General features: G+C 61.8%; 4 protein-coding genes. All 4 read left to right on the top strand.

The window, feature by feature from the left end; all coding sequences use genetic code 11:
- Positions 1-1,184 (top strand): amylo-alpha-1,6-glucosidase (locus tag AC1DRP_RS35325; RefSeq protein ID WP_476770982.1); only part of this gene is annotated, 1,184 nt, incomplete at its 5' end.
- Between the two features lie 249 nt (positions 1,185-1,433).
- The gene (locus AC1DRP_RS35320; protein ID WP_476770981.1) at positions 1,434-2,021 is read left to right on the top strand and encodes a hypothetical protein; all 588 of its coding nucleotides are present in this window, start codon (positions 1,434-1,436) and stop codon (positions 2,019-2,021) included.
- A 341-nt stretch (positions 2,022-2,362) separates the two neighbouring features.
- Entirely contained in the window at positions 2,363-3,304 is a 942-nt protein-coding gene (locus AC1DRP_RS35315) for a GGDEF domain-containing protein (protein ID WP_441507758.1), read from the top strand.
- A gap of 323 nt (positions 3,305-3,627) precedes the next feature.
- The coding region (locus AC1DRP_RS35310; protein WP_476770980.1) for an outer membrane protein at positions 3,628-4,298 on the top strand (671 nt) is incomplete at its 3' end.

Here is a 4,298-nt window from a genome sequence, read left to right as displayed (position 1 = left end):
CCCCTGACCCTGAAGCCGATGCGCAGCCGGGCAAGATCCTGCATGAACGACGACACGGAGAGATGGCCAATCTCGGCGAGGTTCCATTCGGACTCTATTACGGCTCCGTGGATGCCACCCCGCTCTTCGTCATGTTGGCCGGCCAGTATTTTGATCGAACAGGCGACCGGGCCACGATCGAGCAGATCTGGGCCAACGTCGAGGCCGCACTTCAATGGTGCGACACATTCGGAGATCGCGACGGCGACGGGTTTGTTGAATACTATCGCGAGACGGACAATGGCCTAACCAATCAAGGGTGGAAGGATAGTCACGATTCGATCTCGCATGCCGATGGCTCCTTGGCTCAGGGACCGATCGCCCTCGTCGAGGTTCAGGCCTATGTCTATGCCGCAAAGCAAGCTGCAGCCACCATGGCGAGCGCTCTCGATCTCGGCGAGCGCGCCCACGTCTTGCGGCGTGAAGCATCGATCTTGCAGGAGCGGTTCGATCGGGCTTTCTGGTGCGAGGATATCGGCTCCTACGCATTGGCGCTGGACGGAAACAAGCGGCAGTGTCGCGTCCGCTCTTCCAACGCCGGTCATGCTCTGTTCGGTGGCATCGCCTACCCCTCGCGGGCGGCGCAGGTCGCCCAGTCACTCATGAGTGAAGGGGGGTTCAGCGGCTGGGGCATTCGCACGCTCAATGTCAATGAAGCCCGCTACAATCCGATGTCCTATCACAATGGCTCGGTGTGGCCTCATGACAACGCGCTGATCGCGCTCGGCTTCAGCAATTACGGCCTGAAAACTGAGGCTGCACGGCTGTTCGAGGCGATCTTTGACGCGGCCGCCTATCAGGAACAGCGCCGCCTGCCGGAGCTCTTCTGCGGCTTCCTGAGACGGCGTCGACGTGGACCGACTGCCTATCCCGTCGCTTGCTCGCCTCAGGCCTGGGCTGCAGCCGCGCCCTTCGCGATGCTGGCCGCTTGCCTGGGGCTGCAATTGCCGGCGGCGACGAACGAGGTCAAACTCCTGGATCCCGTCCTGCCTTCGTTTCTCGACGATGTGACAATTCGCGGGCTGAGACTTGGGGCCTCACGATTCGATGTGCGCGTGCATCGGCATGAGAGCGATGTCACGATCAATGTCCTGAAGCGGTGGGAAGACAGCAACGCTCGCGTCGTTCTGGTCAAAACCAAGTAATCCGGGCAGGGGGGCTGCGCCTCCAGGACGAACTCGCCGGCGACCGAGGTTGCGCGGATCGGTGTCCATGCTTTCCGCGCCGCAGGGAGTAGGCGATGCCTGCATTGCCTCGGAAGCAGAGGGGGTCTTTCTGGCAAGCGTCGCTTCAATTTTCAGACGTGATTTCAATCTCTTCGAGGCAAGAGTGAACGATCCACTTCGAAGCTGAACCGGATTCCAATTTCCGGCCGGATGTTCTAATCACACGCGATGGATACCGTCGCGCCGCATGAACTCTTTCCCCATGTCCGCATCGTAATGGGCATGATCATCGGCCTCGGCATCACCCGGATGCTGACCGGCATCGCCGGTTTCATCCAGCATCCCGATCGTTATCGCGTCTCGATGCTTCACATGCTCTGGGTCGGCTCGATCCTGCTGGAACTCGTGCTGTTCTGGTGGTGGGAATTCGGGCTGTCGCGCATCCCCAACTGGAGCTTCGGCGTCTACATCTTCCTGATCGGCTACGCGATCGTGCTCTATTTGCTGTCGGCGCTGCTGTTTCCGGACAACGTCGCTGAATATGCCGGCTACGAGGACTTCTTCATCAACCGGCGGCGCTGGTTCTTCGGCCTCATGGCGACGTCCTTCATTCTCGACGTGGTCGATACCCTGATCAAGGGCACGGAGCGCTGGACCCAACTCAGCGGCGATTACTTGATCCAGGTACCGATTGGCCTGGCTCTCTGTCTCGTTGCCTGTGTTTTCGCGCAACGTTGGGTCCAGATGTCCATGGCTGCCGTGCATCTTGCCTATCAGGGCTATTGGATCGGGCGCATCGTCTACAACATGCAGTGACGACGCGGCCCGATCGGAACTTCAGCCGGAACGAGCCGGGTCGCGACTGCAGGCGACCTTATGGAAACCTTGCGCGCCAGTGCCTGAGCCAGGGCGCCGGCAAGGCCGGCAGCAAGGCGCTCGACCGCTCCTCGGCAAAAGGCAGGTTGATCGGCAGTGCGAGGGTTGGGTACGGTGAGCCATCGTCACTGCATACTGGCCTTATGCTGCAAACCTCCGCTCGACTGCCTGATCGGCAGTCCCTTTCCGGCAATGCCGTGCTCGTCGGACAGAAACCGGGCCGGTCATTCGTCGAGTGAAGGGCTGCTTCCCCTCCCGGTAACGTGTTAGGTTCCCGATCGATGGACGAGACGACTCAACAGCTCATTGAGATGCTTGAGGGCTCCCCGGTCCTGGTCGCCCTGTATGACCAGTTCGACCGGCTTCGAAAGGCGAACCGAGCCTTTCGCCAGGCCTATTCCATCCGCGCCAGCGAGGATCCGTCCTGGTCGGAGATCATGCGCCGGAATTTTTCGGCGGAAACGGGGACGGTCGTTCGAACCAAGAATTTCGAGGAATGGCTGATCTCGACGCAGTCGCGGCGAGGCAAGGTCGGGTACCGCGCCTACGAGACCGATCTGCATGACGGGCGGTGGCTCTGGATGACCGAGATGGTCAGCGATGACGGCTGGATGCTCTGCATCGCGAGCGTCACGACCGATCTCCATTCCGACAAGAGAACTCTGCGCCAGGACCGGGACAGTGCGGTCAAGGCCTCGTACACGGACGAACTGACGGGGATCGCCAACCGCCGGTTCGTGATGGCCCGGATCGACGACATGCTGCTTCAACGGCGCCTGGACAGCCGGCTGACGGGCTGCCTGGCCGTTCTCGATATCGACCATTTCAAGGTCATCAACGATCGCTTCGGGCATGCGGCCGGGGATGAGATCCTGTGCAGATTTGCCAAGGAGATCCACGCGAATGTCAGGCGCTCCGATTGTTTCGGCCGGGTCGGCGGCGAAGAGTTCGTCCTGGTCATGCCCAGGACATCCGCTGCCGAGGCTGCGCTGGTCCTGGAACGCATGCTCATCGTCGTTCGGGCGATGAAGCCGCAAGGCGGCCATGGCGATTTTCGTTGCACCTTTTCGGCAGGAATCGCCGAGACGGATCCGACGGATGTATCGCTGAGCCTGTACGCACGTGCCGACAAGGCCCTCTATGCCGCCAAGTCGAGAGGCCGAAACTGCATCGTCGCGGCCGAAGGCGAAGCCGAGCGATCCCCCCAATCGATCGCGCCGTAGCGCGCAATTCTCATTTACAGCCGGGAGACACCGCCATCGCTCGCAACGTCTCGCGAGGATGATCTGGAGGGCGAGCGGGCCAAGCCATGACGGCCGGAGCTGGACTGAAAGCGCGCCGGCGGGCGTGGCGACTGTGAAGCGGCCACCGGATCGGGATGGCGTGGGCAGTGCAGATTCCACGTTTGGAATCGGCTGGTTGGCCAAAGCATCTCCATCGGAATACTAGGCCACTCCTGCAGTAAAGGACGGTCGATTATTGAGGTTCACCGATGTGGATTGTTGTGCAACAATTGTGAGGTGAAATGCCGACCTCGGAGGACACCATGCGACTAGGGCTTGCATCCACCGCCGTCCTTGCAACCTGCCTGGCTACGTCTGCCTTCGCCGCCGATCTTCCCAGCCGCTCCGCGCCCCCGGCCCCGATCGTCTACGCTCCCGTCTTTACCTGGGCCGGCTTCTACGTCGGTCTCAACGCCGGTGTGGGCTGGGGCGGGTCGCGTGACGTCATCGTCACCGGGCCGACGACTGGCTCCTCGGGAATCCTGAGTGGCGGTGGCGGCGACGGCGCGTTCGTCGGTGGCGGCCAGATCGGCTATAACTGGCAGTCCGGCGCATGGGTCTACGGTCTCGAGACCGATATCCAATATGTCGGTTCGAGCGGCGATGTGTCCTGGGGGCAATACACCTGGTGGGCAAACAGAGGCGGTGGTGACGGCGGCTATTTCGGCACCGTGCGTGCCCGCGTCGGCTACGCCTTCGATCGGACCCTGGTCTACATCACGGGCGGTCTCGCCTATGGCGGGCTGAACAGCAACCCGCTGACCGGCAACACGACGAGCAATACCGGCTGGACCATCGGCGGCGGCGTCGAATATGCCTTCACCAATAACTGGACCGTCAAGCTCGAAGGTCTCTACGTCGATACCGGCGAGGGCCGGCGAAACAGGGCCTTCACCAACCCGGCGGGTGGCGTGCTCCCGGCCGGGCTCTATAC

It is taken from the genome of Allobosea sp. 01N443 (assembly GCF_056399325.1).
This window is presented reverse-complemented; position numbering and strand designations above follow the sequence as displayed.